Origin of the sequence: Pseudomonas syringae group sp. J248-6 (genome assembly GCF_032586995.1) — a bacterium.
Taxonomy (GTDB): domain Bacteria; phylum Pseudomonadota; class Gammaproteobacteria; order Pseudomonadales; family Pseudomonadaceae; genus Aquipseudomonas; species Aquipseudomonas amygdali.
In genome coordinates this window covers 280163-296706 of record NZ_JAWHOP010000002.1, presented here as the reverse complement: position 1 = coordinate 296706, position 16544 = coordinate 280163, and the positions used below count along the sequence as shown (strand labels likewise).

The 16544-nt window shown below is 57.5% G+C and carries 14 protein-coding genes; 1 reads left to right on the top strand and 13 read right to left on the bottom strand.

The genetic code is table 11. From position 1 onward, the window contains the following. The first annotated feature begins 250 nt into the window (after positions 1 to 250). Positions 251 to 1249: a GTP 3',8-cyclase MoaA gene (moaA, locus tag RYC17_RS03420; RefSeq protein ID WP_058401150.1), complete on the top strand. Its 999-nt coding sequence runs from the start codon at positions 251 to 253 to the stop codon at positions 1247 to 1249. Between the two features lie 42 nt (positions 1250 to 1291). On the opposite strand, the gene RYC17_RS03415 is transcribed toward moaA, so the two are convergent. The 13 genes from RYC17_RS03415 to poxB form a co-directional block, all read right to left on the bottom strand. Further along, entirely contained in the window at positions 1292 to 1825 is a 534-nt protein-coding gene (locus RYC17_RS03415; RefSeq protein ID WP_005783065.1) for a DUF3833 domain-containing protein, read from the bottom strand. 17 nt (positions 1826 to 1842) lie between these two features. Beyond that, positions 1843 to 2361 carry a chalcone isomerase family protein gene (locus RYC17_RS03410; protein ID WP_058401149.1) on the bottom strand — a complete coding sequence of 173 codons (519 nt, stop codon included), beginning with the start codon at positions 2359 to 2361 and terminating at the stop codon, positions 1843 to 1845. A gap of 224 nt (positions 2362 to 2585) precedes the next feature. Beyond that, positions 2586 to 2903, bottom strand: a complete 318-nt coding sequence (locus tag RYC17_RS03405; protein WP_122258206.1) for a hypothetical protein — start codon at positions 2901 to 2903, stop codon at positions 2586 to 2588. 558 nt (positions 2904 to 3461) lie between these two features. Then, positions 3462 to 4184 (bottom strand): general secretion pathway protein GspK, encoded by a 723-nt coding sequence (locus RYC17_RS03400; protein ID WP_122258205.1) that lies wholly within the window; start codon positions 4182 to 4184, stop codon positions 3462 to 3464. A 23-nt stretch (positions 4185 to 4207) separates the two neighbouring features. Continuing rightward, positions 4208 to 4603, bottom strand: coding sequence for a prepilin-type N-terminal cleavage/methylation domain-containing protein (locus RYC17_RS03395; protein ID WP_122258204.1), 396 nt, complete (start codon positions 4601 to 4603; stop codon positions 4208 to 4210). Between the two features lie 39 nt (positions 4604 to 4642). Next, complete coding sequence (locus RYC17_RS03390; RefSeq protein ID WP_058401145.1) at positions 4643 to 6943, bottom strand: TonB-dependent receptor; 2301 nt, start codon at positions 6941 to 6943, stop codon at positions 4643 to 4645. A 71-nt stretch (positions 6944 to 7014) separates the two neighbouring features. Then, positions 7015 to 7419, bottom strand: a complete 405-nt coding sequence (locus RYC17_RS03385; protein WP_058401144.1) for an ExbD/TolR family protein — start codon at positions 7417 to 7419, stop codon at positions 7015 to 7017. 1 nt (position 7420) lies between these two features. Further along, the gene (locus RYC17_RS03380; protein ID WP_058401143.1) at positions 7421 to 8107 is read right to left on the bottom strand and encodes a MotA/TolQ/ExbB proton channel family protein; all 687 of its coding nucleotides are present in this window, start codon (positions 8105 to 8107) and stop codon (positions 7421 to 7423) included. 11 nt (positions 8108 to 8118) lie between these two features. Then, complete coding sequence (locus tag RYC17_RS03375; RefSeq protein ID WP_058408434.1) at positions 8119 to 8946, bottom strand: energy transducer TonB; 828 nt, start codon at positions 8944 to 8946, stop codon at positions 8119 to 8121. Positions 8947 to 9237: 291 nt separating this feature from the next. Beyond that, positions 9238 to 10446, bottom strand: a complete 1209-nt coding sequence (locus tag RYC17_RS03370) for a glycerophosphodiester phosphodiesterase (protein WP_227447928.1) — start codon at positions 10444 to 10446, stop codon at positions 9238 to 9240. Positions 10447 to 10628: 182 nt separating this feature from the next. Beyond that, complete coding sequence (locus tag RYC17_RS03365) at positions 10629 to 11768, bottom strand: hypothetical protein (protein ID WP_058401141.1); 1140 nt, start codon at positions 11766 to 11768, stop codon at positions 10629 to 10631. A 646-nt stretch (positions 11769 to 12414) separates the two neighbouring features. Next, positions 12415 to 14331, bottom strand: a complete 1917-nt coding sequence (locus RYC17_RS03360) for a methyl-accepting chemotaxis protein (RefSeq protein ID WP_058401164.1) — start codon at positions 14329 to 14331, stop codon at positions 12415 to 12417. A gap of 432 nt (positions 14332 to 14763) precedes the next feature. Next, positions 14764 to 16482 (bottom strand): ubiquinone-dependent pyruvate dehydrogenase, encoded by a 1719-nt coding sequence (poxB, locus tag RYC17_RS03355; RefSeq protein ID WP_316902530.1) that lies wholly within the window; start codon positions 16480 to 16482, stop codon positions 14764 to 14766. Positions 16483 to 16544 lie beyond the last annotated feature (62 nt).

Here is a 16544-nt window from a genome sequence, read left to right as displayed (position 1 = left end):
GAGGTCGATGAGGGTATTGGAAGAAGCAATTGGACTGCGGCATTTCGACTCGGTAGCGTGGCGGCCATGTAGCAGGTGCATAGCCGCCAGTGCAAAGCTTGAGGCGTGCAGCTAATATGTGAGCAGGCTTGGGCACTTTGCCAGCCTGCGCCGAGGCCCGGATACTGCACCCTGCAAAAAGAGCTGAACCCCTGTAGCACGCTGGCCTCCAAACCTGGAATACAGCTCTCTCGATCATTTAGAAGGTGAAATGTCAGAACCCGTCCTGATGGACCGCTTTGCACGTAAAGTCGATTATTTGCGCATGTCGGTTACCGACCGGTGCGATTTCCGCTGCGTGTACTGCATGGCCGAAGAGATGACGTTTTTGCCTCGGCAACAGATTCTGTCGCTGGAGGAAATTCTGCAGGTAGCCGAGCGCTTCGTGGCGCTGGGTACGCGTAAAATTCGTCTTACCGGTGGTGAGCCACTGGTACGCTCGGGTGTCGTGGGTCTGTGTGAAAAGATCGCCGCCCTGCCCGGCCTGCGTGAACTGTGCATGACCACCAACGGTTCACAACTGGACAAACTGGCCGCCCCGCTGTTCAAGGCCGGCGTCACGCGCTTGAACATCAGCCTGGATAGCCTCGACCCGCAACGTTTTCGCGAGCTGACCCGCACGGGTGATCTGCACAAGGTCATTGCCGGTATCGACGCCGCCAATGCCGCCGGTTTTGTGCACACCAAGCTCAACTGCGTGGTAATGCATGGTCGCAATGATCACGAGATCAACGACCTGCTGGCGTTCGCCATCGATCGCAACCTGGATGTCTCGTTCATCGAAGAGATGCCGCTGGGCATCATCAGCGAGCACAGCCGTGCCGAGTCCTTTTACTCCAGCGATCAGGTTCGCGAGCGCATTGCCGAACGTTACACGCTGGTGCCTTCCACCGACTCGACCCAGGGGCCGTCGCGCTACTGGCGTCTGGCCGAAGCGCCGGGCATTCGCATTGGCTTCATCTCACCGCACAGCCATAACTTCTGCGGCACCTGCAATCGCGTGCGTCTGACGGTCGAAGGTCGCTTGCTGCTGTGCCTGGGCAACGAGCATTCCGTGGATTTGAAGGCGGTATTGCGCGCCAATCCAGGCCAGCCGGAAAAACTCGAAAAAGCCATCATCGACGCCATGCAGCTCAAGCCGTGGAGCCACAACTTCACCCACGACGATGGCGTGCAGGTGGTGCGCTTCATGAACATGACGGGCGGCTGACAGCCGCCCTGGTGGATAACGCCTCAGCTCATGAGGCGCGGTTTATTTGCCCGACTTGCGAAAGAACAAAGTGATCTGCCCGACTTCCACGCCCAGTTTGGTCATGGAAGAACGATTGGCCATGGTCTGCTTGTCGATCAGGTACATCCAGTCATCCAGGCTCACGTCATACTCGGTGCCATCCACCGGCAACCTGAGCACATAGTTCCAGTGGAAGCTGTTGCCTGACACTTCGCCATAGGCCTCGCCAACCACGTCACCTGCCGTGCCCTTCCAGCGCCCCGGACCATCGGGACGCAAGCGCCACTCCCGGACCTGTTTGGTGCCATCGCTGTAGCTGAAGGCCTCGTGCATGACCAGCACTTCGCCTTCGCTGTGCCCGTCGATCACCACGGTAAAGCGCTTGGTGACTTCACCGGAGCGCTTTTGAAACATTCCCCAGGCCTCGACACGCCCGGTGAAGTACTGGCGCAGATCGAGCTTGGGCTCTTCCTGACTGTAACGGGTTACCGGGACACCGCCGCAGCCGCTCAGTACAAGCCCCGCAAACAACATCAACATCCACTTTCTCAGCATGCGCCCTCCTTGATGGGTCATGAGCCTGTACTGCCGAGCAACTGCTCGCGAAGTTCGGGGTTACGGGTTTTCGGGTCAAGCCAGATAGAAAAGAAAGCCTTGGCAAACTGCTCGTCGGGCACCACATGCTGGAGCTTGTCGCCAACATAAAACCGCGCTTCGCGGCCAGGCAGGTACACACCGGTAATCTTCATGCCCGGCTTAACATCGACAAATGACTGGTTCATTTGCTGACGCCATTGCGCCAGTTGCTGTTCGTTCACCTTCGACCCGGAAATACGCTTGATCTCATCGATACTGGCATCGACCAGATCTTCGCGGTCAATATCGCGATGGTAAGTCAGCTCAAGGGCCAGCGGCGCATCCGCTACAAAGGGCTTGGCGGGACTAAGCAACCTGGCCGTGTAGACACGAAAGCCGAACAGGCTGAGATCACCGCCACCGACAACCTGGGCATTGGGCAATGCCTCCCGCCAATCCGCCGAAGCGCCAGCGCTGAGCAACATCACCAACCATAGCCATCGTGGCGCACGCATCGGCAACCTCTGTGTATGTCAGGTGCAGGCGCTGCCATGAAAGCATCGGCAGGCCGGGAATGAGAGAAGCCAGATAACTGACTCATGGCCGGAATCTATACCAGCAAAAACACTTTGTACAACCAATAAGGCAATTACCCTTTCGGGCGCTGAAAATAAAAAAGCCTGTTCCCGATCAGGTTCGGGAACAGGCTTCAGGGCTCAATACTCATCGCACCTTGAATTCAGGCGACCTGAGAGTGCGCCTGCCGACGGCTCTTCTGCCATTCGCCTTTCAGCGTCTGCAACGTATTTTCCACATACGTGCGGTCGGCCGCCGCTTTTTTGCCGACATAACCCTGACCGCGACGAAACATCTTCAGCGCAGTGCGCATCTGTGGATGAGCGTCACGGAATTCGTCTTCCTGGGTGAATGGCGACATGGCGTCGACATGGACCTCACCCGAATCGGCAATCCATACAATGTGGTTGTCCAGCGTGTCTTTGCATGCTGCAAACAGACGAGCCAGTTCATCAATAGTCGGTTGCTTGTTGATATTCATGTTGATGCTCCTTCGCTCGTAGACTGTTCAATAATTGATACATCAAGTTCATGCGCCAGAGCGTCATCAATGCAACACACGTAAGTGTTGGTCGAATACCGCTCCAGCCCCTCAAGGACATGCAGGTAGCCTTGATGAAGAGCCGCTACACAGCGGCATCAGCGTAGAGAGAAGAAGTCACGAAACCCAAAGACCTGACCCAGGATCAGCAATCGATCCATTACAAGCATCATGAGGACGTTTCGCCAGCTTCTCGCCCATATCGACGACAAATGCCAGTTCAGCTCCATCAATCTGCCTTGTGGGCAGCCTACATCCGGGAACATCTCGACGGCTTGCCGAGCCTGTTCAGTACACCTTTTGCAGCGCTCCCGATCGGGGAGACAGCTGCATAATGCAAAAGGAAAACGGGTACGTCAACGATTATGTAGTGAATATTTTATAGCACTACATAATTGTATAAGGGGCTTGTAGTTACGTTAAAACCTGACTGAATAGTCACTGCTCCAGGCAGATATTACGGATGTTCAAGGCTCTTGCTCAGCCTGCAATCCCGCCTCACTCCTCCCACCGCAACACCGTATAGGCCTTGCCTCGCCCCTCCATCGAATTCAACAACACCGTCACCTGCAGCCGCGCCATAGACCCCTCTGCCCTCTGCGCCCGGCTCTCGATCACCAGCACCTCCCCAGGATCGACGCCTACCGCGTTTCCTGCTGGCAGATTGAGTGCCATGCGCATCAGCGGGCTTGCGAAGGCCGGATCAGGCCGATCGAAGCCGCTCCACAGCGTGATTTCAGGCAACAGCCTGCTGTACAGCGCTTGCGTCATGCTCGGCAGTTGCCGAACTTCTTCAAGCAAGCGAAACGGCGGCTGGCCGTTATTTCGCCGAACTTCGAGTTCACCGGCTATTTGACTGGCTTGCGCCTGACTCGCGCCGCATGCCATTGCCAGACGGGAAAAGTCTTCCGCTTGAGCGTTGTTCAGGTAGAGCTTGCCGTTCTCGCTGTGCAGGCTGACGTAGAGCTGCGTGTCGTCGAATGTCAGGGCTATTTCACGTCCGTCGGCGACCCACTTTTTGCGCTGCACAGGGTCAGCCAGGGCCTGCACCGCCAGCTCGACGCCAGCCTCTGCGGCCAGCAGTGCCTGGCTGTGCTGGCGAAGATGCAGCGCCTGGCGATTCTCCAGTTGCACCCAGCCGGCCAGTGACCCCAGCAGCAGGCTGAGCAAGGCCATGACCCAAAGCACCACCAACAATGCAATGCCACGCTGCTGCATCATGCACACACGCCATCGTTGGGGATTCACAGGTGCACCTGATCAGTCGCCGGACGCAGTCTCAAGGTACTGAAACGCGCCTGATGCCGGGCGTCGCTTACCGTCAGGTCCAGGCGAAACAGGCGCAGTTGGCCTTGACGTGTCGGTTGCCGGGCGACGCTCAGTTGCCAGTCGATACCGCCACCCAGACTGCCCTGGCGGATACCGTCAGCCAACGGCCCTGCTGCTTCCTGATCCATCACGCTCATGGCCGCTTCGGTCAGGCGGTCGCTCTGCTCGGCCTGCGACAGGGAATGCGCGCTCTGGCCGAAGGCGACCAGCAGGACCGTGCTGCAAATGGCCATAAGGGTCAATGCGGCAAGCATCTCCAGCAAGGTGAACCCACGCTGGTAGCGTGCGGGGTCGGCTCGGCTCTCACACATGCGGTTCAGCCTCGGGGGCGGGCCCTCCAGGACGATGCGTTAAAGGCGAACCGCCATGGTCACGAACGCACTGCGCGGGTTGCCTATCTGAAGTATCTGCAAGTCGCCAGTGGGATCACTCGCAGCACTGGCGTCCGTGTTGATAGTCGAGATGTAGCGCTTGTCGAACAGGTTCACTACGTTCAGCGACAAGGTGGTGTCCTTGACCGCGCCCAACTTGCCGAAGTCGTAGCCCAGCGTGGTGTTGGCCAGCCAATAGCCTGCAACGCTCGAGTCGTTGGTGTAGGTGTAATAACGCTTGCTCATGTAGCTGCCCTGCAGGCCCGCGTTCCATTGCTGCCAATGCCAGTCCAGACTGCTTGAATACATCAGCCTGGGCGTGTCGACGACCGTCTTGCCTTTGACATGCACCTCGCTGGTACCGCTCTGATAATCATCGTCGTAGGTGCTGTGGTTATAGGACGCCGTGTTGGACCAGCTCCAGTTCTCGTCCGGGGTCAGTGCGAAGGTCAGCTCCAGGCCTCGGCTGGTCACCGAGCCGACGTTGGCCACGCTGTTCTGGCAGATCACGATCCCGGTGCAATTGGTAATAGCCACCAGGCGGTTGTCGAACCGGGTGTTGTAGACCGCGGCCGAGGTTGAATAAAGCGCGTTGCTGCGGCGCACACCCACTTCAACCGTCTTTGAGGTTTCCGGTTTGAGGTTCTTGAACCCGCCTGCCGCGTCAACTGCCGTCTGAGTGGTGAAAAACGGGCCGTAGCCGCCACTGGGGAAGGCGGCGACGTTTTCCGAGTAGGAGGTAAACACCTCATCCTGATCATCAAGCTTGTAGGTAGCACCCAGTTGCGGCAGGAAACGGTCTCGCGCCTCCAGCGAACCACTGGCGTAACCGCCACCCTTGCCTTCCACCGTCGAGGTAGTGACTGTGTTCTTGGCACCGAACTCGAGTTTCAGGCGGTCGTCGAGCAAGGTGTAGCTGTCGCGCAGATAGAATTGCCGAGTCAGGTCGTTGTAATCCTGAGAAAGAATGGTCGCGACCTGCGGCAAACCCTTGGTTCTCACGATGTGATTCTGCGGTGCCGTGCCGGTCGGGTCGAACAGGTAGCGGGAGACGTCATTCTTGTTCGACTGAATCCAGAACCCACCCTGAATTTCGTGCTGACCCAGAAAGTAAGTCAGCGAGGTCTGGAAGCCCGAGCGGTTGATACCGTAGACCGTGCTGCGAATGGAGTTGGTAGGTACGGTCGTGCTGCCACTGGTGTACACGAATGGATAGTAAGAGTTGCCCCGCCCCGAGTCGTGGTGGTGATAAACCGTGGCATCCAGCAGCAGATCATCGCTGAGGGAAAAGTTGCCACTGAGGATGTCCAGTTCATCATCACGCAAACTGCTGCCGTTATAGGTCGCGTCTGCTGCACGGGTGACACCGCCGGTGAAAATACCGTTGGCGGCGTTCACAGCCCGGGTCCAGTCCGGCGTGTAGTAACTCCAGTTGTACCCCAGACGCCTGATCATGCTGCTCGACATGGCAGGCAGGTTGGCCTCGTTGTGCGTTGAGGTACTGTGATAGAAGCTCAGGTGATTAGCGTCGAAATCGTAGGTGACCTTGGCGTTGAGCGCGTCGGATTCCTGCGGATTGTCATGACCTTTCCAGGCATCGGCATCGTATTTTTCGCCTGACACATAAGCCGCCAGCCCGTTGTATTCGCCGGTATCAACGCGCACATACGTGCGCGTGGTGTCATAGCTGCCGAGGGTTTGCGAAAGGCGCGCGCCAAACTCCTTTTCGGGGTTTGAACTGGTGAACGCGATTGTGCCGCCCAGGTTGCTGTTGGAGGCAGTGCCCAGCGCACCGATACCGGCCGCGACTTCACTCTTGGCGATATTTTCCGCGATGATTGCGCGGGTGATACTCAGGCCGTTGAAATTGGCGAAACTCATGTTGCCCAGCGTCACACCATCCAGTGTGTAGCCCAGATGATGCATGTCGAAGCCACGCAGACTGATGCGCTGACTGCTTTCTTCACGCCCGAGCGGGTCGCCGGCTTGAAAGCTTACCCCGGCAAGACGCTGGAGCACCTTCATCGGGTTGGTGCCCGCTGAATAGGCCTTGATGTCCTTTTCATCGACACGCTGTACCTGGCGCGTTTCCCCTTGGCCAATCACTGAAACGGTACCGAGCGTGGTATCGGCTGCGCCGGTGGCAGGCTCCTGCGCCGGGTCTGTCGGCGTCGCGCTGTCCTGCGCATAGCTCGTCAGGCTAAGTGCATGCAGTCCGATCAGTAACACCAGTCGTTGAAGGGGAAAACGTGACGCACGCGTAGTCGATAGCATGATCATGAAAACGTTTCCTGAAGGCGTAAGAAGTCGGCAGGCTCTGGCCCTGCGCCTATTAATCGGAATTGCCGGAATCAAGGGCTTTCGGTGATTACCGCCAGGCGCGTTATGCCGGATCGCTGCACATCGGCGAGAACCCTGGCAACGCGTCCGTAGTCAGTTGCCGTGTCGGCACGCAGGGTCAGCGCCACGTCGGGGTCATTGGTATGCAGATTCTGCAGGGCGTCCGGTAATTGCTCTTCGGCTACAGGCTGGTCGTCGACAAACAAACCGCCTTTGGCGTCAATGCTGATGGCCACTGGTTTGGCGTCGTCCAGCGGCGCGGTGGCCGCTGTCTGCGGCAAATCAAGCGGTATGGCATTGGTCAATAACGGTGCGGTCACGATAAACACCACCAGCAGCACCAGCATCACGTCGACCAGAGGCGTAATGTTGATATCGCTGATCGCGTCGTCGCCCTGGCTTGAGGAGAAGGCCATTTCAAGCAACCCCGCTGAGGCTGCGAGTACCGTCGCGCTCGCCTTTCAATCTGAAGGCATGGCGCTGGGCGCGGTTCAGCAGATCGATTGCAAAGGCGTCCAGATCGGCCACCATGAGCTTCAGACGGCGGTTGAAAAAGTTGTAGGCAAGTACCGCCGGTACTGCCACGGCAATGCCGATACCTGTGGCGATCAAGGCCTCGCCGATTGGCCCGGCGACCACGGCAATGCTCGCTGACTTGGCGGTACTGATGGCCTGAAGGGCATGGATGATGCCGAACACCGTACCGAACAGGCCGATAAAAGGAGCCGTGCTGCCGATTGAGGCGAGCACGATCATGCCGCTTTCAAGGTTGCGTCGCTCAGAGTGAATCTGTTGATGCAGGCTACGCTCCAGCAGCTCCTGGCGGCTCCAGCTGTCAGCCGGTTCGTGACCGTCCTGACCGCCGGAAAGCGCTTGCGTGGTCACTTGCGCAAGACGTGCCAACTGGCTTTTCTGCGGACCGCTGTGCAGCGCTGCGTCGAAATCCTGAGCTGCCCAGAAGGCCTGCGTGTAGCGCTTGTTCTGGTTTTTCAGCCTCCCCTGCTGCCAGGCTTTGAGCAGCAGCACAGCCCAGGTTGCCAATGAGAACAACAGCAGGATGCCCATGGAGCTTTGCTGAATCAGTGTTGAATAATCGATTGTCATGGTAAGGCGCCTCAAGGAGCGAGCGTGAAGGCAAGCGGAACGTTGACCCAGCCATCGACCGGGCTGTTGCCGCGCTTGGCAGGAGTGAATGACCACTGTCGAACGGCCGCCTTGGCCGCATCGTCCAGCGCCGAAAAACCACTGGACTGAGCCACCTCAATCTGGTCCGGACGACCGCTGGCCAGCACATGCACGCGCAGCAGTGTGGTGCCTTGCTGATGGCGTTTGGCGGCCGCAGGCGGATACACGGGTGGCGGATTGTTCAGATAACCGGCGCGGCCGATGGGTGCCGTGGCAGGCGGTTCGCTGCTGGCTGGCGGTGCAGGCATGGGCTGCTGTGCCGGTATCGATTGGGGCGCAGCAGCAGGCACTTGCCTCTCGGCTACCTGTTGCTGTGCTTTTTGTTGTGGCTTGGCCTGTGGCTTGGCAGGCTGCGGACGTGGTGTCTCAGGCTTGGGTGCGGCGGCCAGGGGTTTGGCTGGCTCTGCCGGTATAACGGGTGGCGGTGCCGTGGGTTGCTCAACCGCAGGAGCCGCTGCGGCGGGCGTTGCTGGAGCAGGCGGCGTGGGCCTGGCGACCATTTGCATCGCGATTGGCATGGGCCGGGTTATCGGCGGTAACGGTTGCGCGGGCGCACTGTTGCGAAACCAGAGAAAACCCGCAGCATGGACAGCCAGTGCAATAACGCATGCCAAGGCAACATGACCCACGCCAATGCGCGGCACAGCGATTGCCGGTAACGGCACCGCCGGGGCATCGAACCTGCCTGCTGGCAACATGGGCAGCAGATCGTCGCGACAGGGTTGTGGCGGACGACGAGATAGAAGTAACGCGGGCATGACATCACCAATCCGGGACGAAATAAATAACGGCGCGCCGCTTTCAAAAGGTTTTAAAAAGCGTGCCGATGCTACGCTTTTCTATATGTACTTATTGTGACGAGAGGGAAGTTAGTTGACGAAACAACAGTAAGATTATTTCATGTTGCGTTTCAGGAAAATCGTTAGATAGCACACTATCTAGTGTGAGCATGTTTCGAAACGAGTGTCGCCCTCGCTGTCGGCCGGACACGGCATGCGCGTCCGGCCGGCGCGATAAAAATGTTCGTTAACAAGACCGTCATTAAATAATCAGTTTGAAATCAGGCTGGTATTTCGACGGCCATCATTTCTGAGCGCCGACACGGCGGTAACAGGATCGTCGGTAATGATGTAGCTGAAACTCTTGCCTGCGGTGTTCATGATCCAGTTGAGGCTTGTCCGGTTGTCGCCTGTCTCCTGCCCATAGCCCTTCTGGGACTTCCAGAGCCAGTACTTGGGTTCCGTACAGCAATGGCCATCCGCGGCAAAGAAGCTATAGTATTTGGTTTCCGCCACAGGCTGATAGGCACCCATGGTTTTTACATCGTGCTGGGTTCTCATCGCATAGTAGCTGTTCATGATGTTGTTGAGCGGGAATCTGAGCGTGCTGTCATATTCCTTGAGGCGCACCTCGGTCGCATAGACATAATCCTTGTTGTAATAGCTTTGCCAGTTCAACAGCGAATTGGCCGCCCCGCCGCTGGTGTCGATAAAGTCTGCACCGAACACCGGAATCAGGCGAAAACGGCCAGCTTCGCTCTGGGCATTCATGATCCCTTTGGATTCGAAGCTGGCAGCGTTCATGCCAATCGAGTTGACAGGCATTTTGAAGTACACCCAACGCTCGGCCGGTGTTCCCCACCAGTTACTGTGAGTCTTCACGCTCTGCCAGGCTTTTTTCGCCGCGTCGATGTTCTTGACGTCAAGCAACAGGATCATCGCGATCTTGTCGCGCTTGATCGCGTCCAGAATGGCATCGAAAGACGGCAGTTTCTGGTTGCTGTAGCCATTCAAGGAGGGATGCCGAAGCGAAAGATTCAGGGTGTTTCCAAAGTAATTCGACAGGTTCGGGTTATAGCCGCCATGACCGTAAGGGTCATATTCAGTCGAATTCGCGGTCGTGTAAGCATTGGTGGTCCGACCGAGGTTGGTATCATGCAGGACGATTACATTCCCGGCCCGGTCCAGCTGAAGATCGATTTCCGAACACTCGATTCCATTGGAGGCAGCCTGCTCAATGGAGGCAATCGAGTTCTCAGGCACATCACGCAACCAGTCGGGGTGAGAGTTGGTACCGATGGCGGTGCCGTGCAGCCCCCGGTGCGCGCAGACAATCGTAAGGTCATTATGGGCATCTTTGAGTATCCCGCCGATCTTGTCAGTGTTGTACTCTGCCAATGCAATAGAGGGCGCTACTATCAATACCGCCGTGCACAGTAGAACTATTTTCGGTAAGCAAAACATAATGTTGACTCCCATAAGGTCAGAATGGAATTAACTGCTGTACGGGCGAAGGCAAGACAAAAAAAAGGCAAGGAACGGGCGGAGTCGTGCTCGACTCTTCTGGCTTTAACAGACTTTAAATGGTCATTTTGCTCGAGCTACCGCGTGACATTTCGTTAATACAACTTCACGCGTGCAGCCACTTTGTTTACCGGAGCCTAGTCAGATGGCTCCGATGACCAGTCCTTTACTGACACCCCTTGCACATACACCGAAGGTGGTGCGGGAGGTGCTTGCGTGGGGGACAGCAGAGCGCCGGTATCAGGGTCGTAGTAGAAGATCTCCTCGATGCTGTCGATGCTGACTTTCAATCGACCTCTGTGCAGGTCGTCATCGACGTTGACGATGCGTTTGGTCCCAGTGGAACAGGTCACGCTGGCGCCACCCGCAAAGCCTTGCCCCTCTGCCCCGGCGGGTTCGATCAGGCACATTGCACCATCCGGACGAGCGATCTGCAGCGCGCCTTGTGGCGTGATGCGATGGGTGTAGACCGGACGACCATCAGGGCCGACCGTGGTAAATGACTCGCCGCGCTCAAAGCGCCTTTCCGGGGTATCGATACCTTTCACGCCCACGATGTTATGCAGCAGCAAACCGTCCGTGCCGATGTAGTAGTGAGCGATTTGCGTGCCGGTGTTCGCGGGCCAGCGCAGGTGCATGTGCATATGGGGCGGTGCATCTTCATGGCCGTGTGGGGCATTGGTGTCGAAGCCCATGATCTGGATTTTGCCCAGCCCCTGGCTTTGCACGTATTGGCCAAGCCCAAGATCACGTACCGCCTCGCGCTGCGCGAACTCCAGCACGTTGGCTGCAGCACGCTGAACGGACGGAAACGAGTCCTGCACGTAAAGGCCCGCGCGGCGTGCCGGGTCGGCATGTTCAAAGCGCAGGACCATGCCCGGCTCAACGATGTGCGTAGAGACCTCGGATGCTGTTATCGCATCCACTGCCAGAGGCGGCAATACCACATACAAACGTCCGCCATCGAGCCTGAACGGTATATCACCACTTTCCAGAATCACGCGCGAGGTATTCGCCACCGCTCCGTCGAAACCCAGTTCAAGCGTCCTTGAACGCGGTACTTTCAGCGCTATGACCGTCTCGCGCGGGTTGTCGGCGTTCCAGTAAGGGTCTGCCACCAGCCTGCACGTGGCACAACTTGCCGGGTCAAAGCGCAAGCCAGGACCTTCTTCACGCTTCACGAATTTGATGACGGCAATGACTGACTCGTCGCTGGCCGGTGCAGAAGCAGCTAACGCGAGACTCGCGCTCAGCATGGCGCTCGCCGCCAGTGCCATTGTTGTTCCATACGTCGTCATGCGTCAGACATCCGTTGCGGCATGCCTACACCTGCAATCAACTGAACAACCATCAAAAACTGCGCGTTCATAGGCAAGCCACTATTCAGGTGGGACGGATAAACCAAGTCTCGCAGTGGGCATTGGATCCGCACACTATCAAGACGAAACGGGTGGACTCGGAAAGTAACGCATCAATAAAGCTTCTGACCTAAACAGGGTCAGGGCATTCTCACGCCGACGTACTCACCAGCGCGAACACGGCAATGTGCCAGTGAACTAACGCGTCGAAAATACTCCCTTACATTTGATATTACTGTAGGGAAGCGATGTGACAGATTGAGGACATTAACGCACGAAACACCGGCATGGTTAATATGATCAGGCAACTAACAATATGACGCGCAGCATGTAGTGAACAGCGTCGAACATAAACTTTTTTTTAAAATTGTAGGCGTGCGTGTCGATTACCCACTTATGTCGAAAAGATGACCGTCCACTTTATATTCTTTGAGTCCCGAAAGCATGCCGAGCCAAGCCGTCGCACAAGAACTGCCACGCGAATTCCTGCCGCCCGACGACCACTACAAAAAAGCCCGAGAGCTAACGCTCCCAGGCCTCTGAACACCCAACAAACCCCTTATCGTCAGCTCACTTTAAAGCGTCCCACCAGCCCCTGCTGCTGCTCAGCAAGCCTGGCCAGTTCACGACTCGTGACTGCTGTCTGCTCGGCACCTGCACTCACCTGAATGACCAGCGCGTTGATGTCATTCACGTTGCGGTGGATTTCTTCGGCCACCAGGCTTTGCTCTTCGGCAGCAGATGCAACCTGGATGTTGCGGTCACTGATGGTCGCGATGCCTTCGGCGATTTCTTCCAGCAGTTCGCCAGCGCGTACGACGTTGCTGGCGCCCTCTTGCGCCTTGCCCAGGGTTTCCTGCATGGACGCGGCAGCACGTTCGGAGCCGGACTGCAGGTTGGCGATCATGTTCTGGATGCTGACCGTGGAGTCCTGAGTCTTTTTGGCCAGGTTGCGCACTTCGTCGGCCACCACGGCAAAGCCGCGACCTTGTTCGCCCGCACGCGCTGCTTCGATGGCTGCGTTGAGGGCCAGCAGGTTGGTCTGGTCGGCGACGCCTCGGATGACATCGAGCACCGAGGAAATGGCGTTGCTCTCGCCCTTGAGCTCGTCAATGATTCGTGAAGTCTCTTCAGCCTGGACCGAGAGCCCTTGAATCAGGCCGATGGTGTTGTCGATCTCGGTCTTGCCCTGCACGGTACTGTTATTGACGCGCTGCGACATCTCGGCCGCGTCGGTGGTGCTGCGCGCAACGTCCTTGACGGTGGCGCTCATCTCGCTGATGGCTGTGGCGACCTGATCGGTGCCCAGGCGCTGCTGCGCGACGTTCTGGCTGGTCTGCAACGCCACCGCAGAAGACTGCTCGGCGGCGGTGGCGACCTGTGAGGTAGCGCTGCCGATTTCGCGGATGACCTCGCTGATCTGTTGCGCCATGTTGTCCAGATTGCGTGATATCTCGCCGAACTCGTCTTTACCGGTGTAACGGGTTCTGGCGGTCAGGTCGCGGGTGGATAGCGCAACCAGCGTGCGGTTCACGTCGACCACTGCAACCTTGATATTGCGGATGATCACCGACGCCAGCCACAACACTACGATCAGCATCACGATGACAGTGGCAACCGCTATGTAAAGGCTGCTTTGAGCGGCGCTGCGTGCATCGGTGGCCAGGCCTACGACAGTCTGACCCAATTCCGCTTCAACCCTGGCCATCAGGTCTATGCGGTTGGTGGAAAGGTTGAACCAGTCTTCGGGCTTGATGTTGAGCGGGTCGCCCAGGGGTGTATCGAAACCCAGACGTTGCAGGCGGGCAACTTCAAGTGATCCTGGTTGTTGCAGAACATCATTCAGCCTGGTTTTGAATGCTTCCGGGGACCAGCGCTGGAAGGCTTCGAAGTAACCGGAGAACTCTCCAAGGTTACGACTGAAGCGTGATAACAGCGCTGCGTCGAAGCGATTCTGGTTGAAAGCCAGGCCCAACAACACCCGTTCGCGACCCGCGCGCTCTTTCATATCCACGAACTGATTGAGCGAACTCAAGGCGCGCAGTATTTGCGGGTCTTCAATGCTCGCTTCCATCGAATAAGTAAACCCGATGAGCGTTTTGATGATGTCAGTGAAACGCGTGCCGGATTCAGTATTGTTGATTGCCAGCGCATCGACTTTGAGGCGTAACGCGATCAGGTCATCCAGCGCGCGGTTTACTTTTTCCGGCCCGGGAATTCCCTCCGTCGATTGCGCACGCATCTCGCCCATCGCCTGGTCGGTTTCCTGACGAAATGATTTCAATTTGTCTTGCATGGACTTGCCGCCACTGCCCAGGAACACGCCACTGGCACCGCGCTCGCGCTGGATGGTGGTGACGACGTTGCTGAGCTTCTGTGCGGCACTGGTGGCCGTCACTGCGCGCCTCATATCGCTGAGGTTCTCGCTTTTATCAGCGACGAAAATACCTGCGAAGGCAAGAAAGCCCAGCAGGGGAAACATTAAAATAAGCAGCAGTTTCATACTCAAAGGAGCATTTCTAAGCATTGCAGACCTCATGACGTGCAGACGTTCTATAAAGACGATCCGAGGCCTAACGTTCTGTATTTTTCGACGTTTTTTAATAGCCAGAGATGATTCGGTAATTAGCCTGCCTTAGCCGGTCTTGCTTCCGTCCCATTGTTTCGGCTGAGGGCAGCCGAGCTTTACCAAACTATTTATCTTGACAATTCACACCACAAGATTAATGAAGACGAGTATTCGAAAATGCGCGGGAATTTTGGATCCACAAGAAGTGCAATTAACATTAACGGCAATAAACCAAGATGCAAAACATAACGCCAGACAACGTGGTCACCTATAAATGAGATGACCACAGTGTCTGGCGAGAGGAAGGCGGTTTTTCTGATTCCGCCTGTCACGTTGCCCGGATTATTAGCGCAAGTTGGTCTTGGCCAGTTCCAGCACTTCACTGCCGCGCCCGCTCATGATCGCGCGCATCATGTACAGGCTGAAGCCTTTGGCCTGTGCCAGTTTGATTTTCGGCGGGATGCCCAGCTCCTGCTTGGCAGTGACCACGTCGATCAGCACCGGGCCTGGATGATCGAACGCCTTGCGCAACGCTGCAGGCAGCTCTTCGGCGTTCTCCACGCGCAGGCCGAGCATGCCTGCGCCCAAGGCGATACCGGCGAAGTTGGTTTCATGCAGGTCGGTGCCGTGCGGCACATAGCCGCTGGCTTTCATTTCCATGTCGACAAAGCCCAGCGAGCTGTTGTTGAACACCACCATTTTGATCGGCAGGTTCAGTTGGCGGATGCTCAGCAGGTCGCCCAGCAGCATCGACAGACCGCCATCGCCACACAACGCCACCACCTGACGATCAGGGTGCTCGGCCTTCGCGCCCAGAGCCTGAGGCAAGGCGTTAGCCATCGAACCGTGGTTGAACGAGCCCAGCAGGCTGCGTTTGCCGTTCATGTGCAGGTAGCGCGCAGCCCACAGCGTTGGCGTGCCTACATCGACGGTAAAGATCGCATCAGCGTCCGCTTGCTCGTCGACCAACCGAGTGAGGTACTGCGGGTGAATAGGCGTACCGTCTGGCGTAGGCGTGGCCAGTTCGTCAAGCTCTTCGCGGGCCTTGGCGTAGTGCTTGAGGGCCTTGTCGAGGAAGCGGCGGTCGGCGTGCGGCTTGAGTTTTGGCTGCAATGCGTCGAGGGTTTCCCGTACCCCGCCGACCAGACCGAGCGCCACAGGCGTACGGCGACCCAACTGCGTAGGGTCGAGGTCGATCTGGATGATGTTGGCTTTTTCGGGGTAGAAATTCCGATATGGGAAGCTGCTGCCGAGAATCACCAGCGTGTCGCAGGACAGCATGGCGTGGTAGCCGGAGCTGAAACCAATCAGACCGGTCATGCCGACGTCGAACGGGTTGTCGTACTCAACGTGCTGCTTGCCGCGCAAGGCATGAACAATGGGAGCGCCCAGCGTGTCGGCCAGTGCGAGGATCTGCTCGTGAGCACCCGCACAGCCTGCACCGCACAGCAAGGTCACGGCTTTCGAGTCATTGAGCATGTCGGCCATCGACTGCAAGTCGTTGTCCGCTGGGACGACAGTGGGCGGCGTGGCCTCGATCCATTTCGCAGCTACATCAGGGGATTCGCTGAGCGCCACATCGCCCGGCAAGACGATTACCGCCACACCTTTCTGGCTGATCGCAGCACGCATGGCACGTTCCAGCACACGCGGGAACTGCTCGGGGTTGCTGACCAGTTCGACGAAGTGGCTGCATTCCTTGAACAGCTCCTGCGGGTGAGTTTCCTGAAAGTAATCCAGGCCGATTTCCGAGGAAGGAATGTGCGCAGCAATCGCCAGCACCGGCACGCGGTTGCGATGGCAGTCGTACAGGCCGTTGATCAGGTGCAGGTTGCCCGGTCCGCAGCTGCCTGCACAGACCGCAAGCTTGCCGCTGGATGCCGCTTGGGCACCGGCGGCGAAGGCTGCGACTTCTTCATGACGGGTGTGCATCCAGCGAATCGAATCGGTACGTTCCAGGCTGTCGGTCAGGCCGTTGAGGCTGTCACCGGACACCCCCCAGATGTGGGAAACACCTGCCGCTGCGAGGGTTTGCGCAAGATGGTCGGCGATGGTCTTGGACATTAGGGGTTCCTTGTCGAGGCAATAATGAATTCGGTAAAACGCGCGCAGCGCTCTGCCACGCC

Bases quoted from the DNA above. Each gene is read 5' to 3' on its own strand.
- moaA (WP_058401150.1), top strand. From the start codon at position 251: ATGTCAGAACCCGTCCTGATGGACCGCTTTGCACGTAAAGTCGATTAT.
- RYC17_RS03415 (WP_005783065.1), bottom strand. From the start codon at position 1,825: ATGCTGAGAAAGTGGATGTTGATGTTGTTTGCGGGGCTTGTACTGAGC.
- RYC17_RS03410 (WP_058401149.1), bottom strand. From the start codon at position 2,361: ATGCGTGCGCCACGATGGCTATGGTTGGTGATGTTGCTCAGCGCTGGC.
- RYC17_RS03405 (WP_122258206.1), bottom strand. From the start codon at position 2,903: ATGAATATCAACAAGCAACCGACTATTGATGAACTGGCTCGTCTGTTT.
- RYC17_RS03400 (WP_122258205.1), bottom strand. From the start codon at position 4,184: ATGATGCAGCAGCGTGGCATTGCATTGTTGGTGGTGCTTTGGGTCATG.
- RYC17_RS03395 (WP_122258204.1), bottom strand. From the start codon at position 4,603: ATGTGTGAGAGCCGAGCCGACCCCGCACGCTACCAGCGTGGGTTCACC.
- RYC17_RS03390 (WP_058401145.1), bottom strand. From the start codon at position 6,943: ATGATCATGCTATCGACTACGCGTGCGTCACGTTTTCCCCTTCAACGA.
- RYC17_RS03385 (WP_058401144.1), bottom strand. From the start codon at position 7,419: ATGGCCTTCTCCTCAAGCCAGGGCGACGACGCGATCAGCGATATCAAC.
- RYC17_RS03380 (WP_058401143.1), bottom strand. From the start codon at position 8,107: ATGACAATCGATTATTCAACACTGATTCAGCAAAGCTCCATGGGCATC.
- RYC17_RS03375 (WP_058408434.1), bottom strand. From the start codon at position 8,946: ATGCCCGCGTTACTTCTATCTCGTCGTCCGCCACAACCCTGTCGCGAC.
- RYC17_RS03370 (WP_227447928.1), bottom strand. From the start codon at position 10,446: ATGGGAGTCAACATTATGTTTTGCTTACCGAAAATAGTTCTACTGTGC.
- RYC17_RS03365 (WP_058401141.1), bottom strand. From the start codon at position 11,768: ATGGCACTGGCGGCGAGCGCCATGCTGAGCGCGAGTCTCGCGTTAGCT.
- RYC17_RS03360 (WP_058401164.1), bottom strand. From the start codon at position 14,331: ATGTTTCCCCTGCTGGGCTTTCTTGCCTTCGCAGGTATTTTCGTCGCT.
- poxB (WP_316902530.1), bottom strand. From the start codon at position 16,482: ATGTCCAAGACCATCGCCGACCATCTTGCGCAAACCCTCGCAGCGGCA.